This is a genomic window from Streptococcus sp. HMSC068F04 (genome assembly GCF_001837455.1).
Lineage (GTDB): Bacteria > Bacillota > Bacilli > Lactobacillales > Streptococcaceae > Streptococcus > Streptococcus salivarius_D.
Genome location: NZ_KV832498.1, coordinates 1 through 5,401, shown reverse-complemented (window position 1 = coordinate 5,401; position 5,401 = coordinate 1). Strand labels below are relative to the sequence as shown.

General features: G+C 41.2%; 4 protein-coding genes. All 4 read right to left on the bottom strand.

Annotated features, from left to right (window positions below; translation table 11 throughout):
• Window positions 1-115: 115 nt before the first annotated feature.
• A complete protein-coding gene (ilvC, locus tag HMPREF2571_RS05935; protein ID WP_002887024.1) occupies window positions 116-1,138 on the bottom strand; it encodes a ketol-acid reductoisomerase in 1,023 nt (340 codons plus the stop codon).
• A gap of 75 nt (window positions 1,139-1,213) precedes the next feature.
• Window positions 1,214-1,690: an acetolactate synthase small subunit gene (ilvN, locus tag HMPREF2571_RS05930; RefSeq protein WP_013991272.1), complete on the bottom strand. Its 477-nt coding sequence runs from the start codon at window positions 1,688-1,690 to the stop codon at window positions 1,214-1,216.
• On the bottom strand, window positions 1,683-3,383 hold the full coding sequence (locus tag HMPREF2571_RS05925; RefSeq protein ID WP_013991273.1) for an acetolactate synthase large subunit: 1,701 nt from the start codon (window positions 3,381-3,383) through the stop codon (window positions 1,683-1,685). Before HMPREF2571_RS05925 ends, ilvN begins: the two co-directional genes overlap by 8 nt.
• 133 nt (window positions 3,384-3,516) lie before the next feature.
• Window positions 3,517-5,238: a dihydroxy-acid dehydratase gene (gene ilvD, locus HMPREF2571_RS05920; protein WP_002887027.1), complete on the bottom strand. Its 1,722-nt coding sequence runs from the start codon at window positions 5,236-5,238 to the stop codon at window positions 3,517-3,519.
• Window positions 5,239-5,401: the final 163 nt, after the last annotated feature.

The window sequence follows — 5,401 nt, the reverse complement described above, 5'->3', positions numbered from 1 at the left end:
ATTGTGCACTTATATTGTATATTCAAGACCAAAAAAGAGCAGTAGGATTGATTACCAACTACTCTCTTCAGAACACAAAAAAACCAGTACTAAACTGGTTTTTGAGACTATCACATTAGTTATAGATTTTGAATGCGTCATCGTCGTTTTGACCAACGAATGGCATTGCTTTACGCAATTCAGCACCAATCTTTTCAATTTCAAGCTCTTCAGCTTCTTTACGGTAAGCTTTCAAACGTGGGAAGCCAGCATCATGGTCTTCAACGAATTCACGTGCAAATTTACCTGATTGGATATCAGCAAGGGCAGCTTTCATGTTTTCTTTGACTTCTGGACCGATGACACGTGGACCAGTTACAAAGTCACCAAATTCTGCAGTATTTGAACATGATTGACGCATTTTCTTGAATCCACCTTCGTAGATCAAGTCAACAATCAATTTCATTTCGTGAAGCACTTCAAAGTAAGCTAATTGTGGTGCATAGCCTGCTTCAGTCAAGACTTCAAAACCAGCTTCAATAAGGTGTGTCAACCCACCCATAAGAACCGCTTGTTCACCAAACAAATCTTCTTCAGTTTCTTCTTTAAATGTTGTTACAAGTAATCCAACACGTGCAGAACCAATACCCTTAGCCCAGTCCATAGCGATATCTTTAGCATTACCTGTAGCATCTTGGTATACTGCGTAAAGTGCAGGAACACCAAAGCCTTCTGTATATGTACGGCGTACCAAGTGACCTGGTCCTTTAGGAGCAACCATAAAGACATCAACATCTTTAGGAACCTTGATGAATTCGAAGTGGATGTTAAATCCGTGTGCAAAACCAAGAGCTTTGCCTGCACTCAAGTTTGGCTCAATTTCATCTTTATAGATATCTTTTTGAATTTCATCTGGTGCCAAAACCATAATGATATCAGCCAATTTAGTTGCTTCTGCTACTGTGTAAGTATCAAAACCATCTTCTTTAGCTTTATCAAATGATTTACCTGGACGAACACCGATGATCACATCGTGACCTGAATCACGCAAGTTTTGTGCATGCGCATGACCTTGTGAACCGTAACCGATAACGGCGATTTTTTTACCGTCAAGTGCTGCTACTTTTACGTCTTTTTCATATTCCATTTGAACTGCCATAGTAATATGTCTCTTTTCTAAAAAAATATTTTATTGCCTTTTTAAGGCTGGGTTAACAAATTTAGGTTGGATTTTTTAATCACGGGTAAATCCAGTAGCACCCGTACGAGCGATATTCTTTATTCCGTAAGGACGAATAACTCGTAGAAGCGCCTCGCTCTTTTCAGCATCACCAGTCATCTGGATAGTGATAGAGCTTGGTGCCACATCAACCACCGATGCACGGAAAGGTTGAATAATCGCCAAGATTTCAGCACGCTTAGAGGTTGGTGCTGACACCTTAACTAGGATAACTTCACGTTCCAAGTGTGGATGATCCGTGATATCACGGATACGAATCACATCAATCTGACGATTAAGCTGTTTGATGATTTGTTCCACTTCATTTTGAGAATTCACATCAATAATAATCGTAATACGTGAAACGTTAGGATCCTCAGAAGCCCCTACAGAGATACTTTCAATATTAACTTGACGTCGTGAAAGAACACCTGTGAAGCGGTTAAGGACACCCGAACGGTTCTGAAGTTTAGCTGTTAACATTCTACGCATTGAACTTCACCCCCAACATTTCGTGATTACTCTTACCAGCCGGAACGATTGGCAAGACATGCTCTTTACGAGAGATATCCACCTCGATGAACATTGGCACGTCTTCCTTGATAACTTCCAAATCCTGATCAATTGTCTCTGGATTATCAAACTTGTAAGACTTAATGCCATAAGCTTGAGCCATCAATTGGAAATCTGGAAGGGTATCAAAGACAGACTCTGATGTACGCCCTTCGTAGAAGGACTCTTGCCATTGACGTACCATACCAAGTGAGTGGTTGTTCAACATAACAACCTTGATTGGCACCTTGTAAATATTTAAGATAGCCAATTCTTGGTTCGTCATTTGGAAACCACCATCACCAACAAAGAGGATAACTTCTTTATCAGGATTAGCAATTTTAGAACCAATTGCTGCTGGGACACCGAATCCCATTGTTCCAAGACCACCTGAGGTCACCAGTTGACGCTCATTTTGGTATGGATAATACTGAGCTGTCCACATTTGATGTTGTCCAACGTCAGTAACAACAACGGCATCACCCTTAGTCAATTCACCGATACGCTCGATAACTGCCTGAGGCTGTACCATACGTTCTTTCTTATCGTAAGAACGTACACGTTCTTTGTCTTTTGTGACTTTTTCAATCCATTTTTCAGTGTTATTCTGAACCACTGGTTCTGCTAAGAGCATTTCAAGAGCTTGCTTAGCATCACCAACAACTGGAAGGTCCACTGCAATAATTTTACCAATCTCAGCTGGATCTACATCAATATGGACAACCTTAGCATTCTTAGCAAATGTTTTAGGATTACCTGTCAAACGGTCATCAAAACGACAACCAATAGCAATCATAAAGTCAGCATCCGTCATAGCAATGTTAGCCGCATATGAACCGTGCATACCACCCATACCCAAGAAAAGGGGATGACTAGTAGCAATTGTCCCTTGTCCTAGAAGACTTGTGACAACTGGGATTTGGTAGCGTTCTGCAAAAGCAACTAGCTCCTTAGCAGATTCAGAATAAGACACCCCACCTCCAGCTACAATAACCGGTTTCTTAGCTTTCCCCAACTGCTTCAAGATTTTCTTGATTTGCATTTCGTTTGGTCTTAGCGTCGGTTGGTAACTTGGAAGATTAATTTCAGGATCGTTGATGAAGGCTGTTTCCTTAGCTACGACATCTTTAGGGAGGTCGATAACAACCGGACCAGGACGACCAGTTGTTGCAATATGAACCGCTTCCCTAATAATACGAGGAATATCAGCTGTATCGCGAATCTGATAATTGTATTTTGTAATCGGCATGGTAATTCCGACAATGTCAGCCTCTTGGAAGGCATCCTTACCAATACCTGATGTTGCTACCTGACCAGTAAAGACTAGGAGAGGTACGCTATCACTCATAGCATCTGCAATCCCTGTAATAGCATTAGTGGCACCAGGACCACTCGTTACAAGAGCAACACCGAGTTTACCAGTTGATTTGGCATAACCTTCAGCTTCGTGCAGACTTCCTTGCTCATGACGAGATAAGATATGATTAATCTTGTCATTTTTGTAAATAGCATCATACAAAGGAAGAACCGCTCCGCCAGGATATCCAAAGATAGTTGAAATCCCAAGTTCAAGAAGTGTATCAAGAATCAAATCAGCACCAGAGCGTGCTTCTTCAAGTTCAATTTTCTTCACATGGACCTCCTTTAGTAGTTGTTTTTTTCGAATTGTCTAAAAATTCAAAACCTTGTATACTATGATAACATTTTTAACCAAATTTGCAAGGGTTTCAGAGAAAAATATCACAAACTCTTCGGAAAGAATGTTCTTAGTTTTTTTCTTGTGCTTGACGTTCTGCTTTACGTTCTTCGAATTCTTCGTCACTCATCAAAGTTCCGCCGACATTGGCTGATTTAGCAAAGGCTGTATAGCGACGCAACCAACCACTTGAAATTTTTGATTTGAAAGGTTTCAAATGTTTGCGACGTTCTTCAAGGGTTACATCATCGACAAGCAGATCAAGAGTACGGTTTGGAAGATCAATCACGATTTCATCGCCATCTTCGATTAGGGCGATATTACCACCTTCTGCTGCTTCTGGAGAAACGTGACCAATAGCAATACCACGAGTAGCTCCTGAGAAACGGCCATCCGTAATCAGTGCCACATCCTTACCAAGACCGCGTCCGACAATCTTAGAAGTTGGTGCCAACATTTCTGGCATACCAGGACCACCCTGAGGACCTTCGTATCGAATGACAACGACATGTCCCTTCTTAACTGTTCCATTGTCAATCAACTCAAGGGCTTGATCTTGTGAATCACAACAAATAGCTTTACCGCGGAAAGTTTTAACAGATGGATCTACACCACCAACCTTGATAACAGCTCCATCCTGAGCAATATTTCCGTAAAGAATAGACAAACCACCAACTGGTGAAATAGGATGCTCAATCGGATGGATAATTTCTTCATTTTTGATTTCAGCACCAGCTACATTTTCTTTCAAGGTTTTACCAGTAACTGTAATACGATCACCCTTAATGGCTCCCTTTTTAATCAACTGATTGATAATGGCTGGAACACCACCAGCTTCATGCACATCATGCATGGTGTAAACACTTGAAGGGGCAATTTTAGAGAGATAAGGTGTCTTCTTGGCAATTTCATTAATGTCCTTAAGGTCATAATCAATACCAGCCTCACGCGCAATAGCAAGGGTATGGAGAACAGTATTGGTTGAACCACCCATAGCCATATCAAGAGCAAACGCATCATCGATAGCTTCTTTGGTCACAATATCACGTGGGCGAACATTATTTTTGATGTTATCCATCAATTTTGTGGCTGCTTGACGAACCAATTCACGACGTTCATCTGAGACAGCTAGGATAGTACCGTTACCTGGAAGGGCAAGACCCAAAACTTCCATCAAACAGTTCATTGAGTTAGCGGTAAACATTCCTGAACATGAACCACAAGTTGGACAAGCATTTTTCTCCAAATAATCGAGCTCTTCCTTGCTCATATCTCCAGCCTGATAGGTACCTACAGCTTCAAACAAACTTGATAGCGTCGCTTGATGACCAGTCATGTCAACGCCACCCTTCATAGGGCCACCAGAACAAAATACTGCTGGCACATTAGTACGCATGGCTGCCAAAATCATCCCTGGCGTAATCTTATCACAGTTAGGAATATAGAAAACCCCGTCAAACCAGTGGGCATTAATAACTGTTTCTGCAGAATCGGCAATCAATTCACGAGATGGAAGACTGTAACGCATCCCAATATGCCCCATGGCAATCCCATCATCCACACCAATGGTATTAAACTCAAAAGGAATACCGCCAGCCTCGCGGATAGCTTCCTTGGCAATATCTGCTAATTCACGCAAGTGAACATGCCCTGGAACAATATCAATATAAGAGTTACAAATAGCAATGAAAGGCTTTTGCATATCCTTGGCAGATTTAACTTGCCCAGTCGCATACAAAAGTCCGCGTGCTGGTGCCTTATCAACACCAACTTTAATCATATCACTTCTCATGATGTTACCTTCAATCTATAAAATTTCTTACAACATATGTTACCACTTTGGAAAGTAATGTCAAGGAATTTTCAGAATATTTCTGTAATTTCGAAAAGATGTCCCAGCCGTATCAAAACTGACAAAACAAAAAGGGGCTCTATAATTTCTGTAGTGGGTAAAA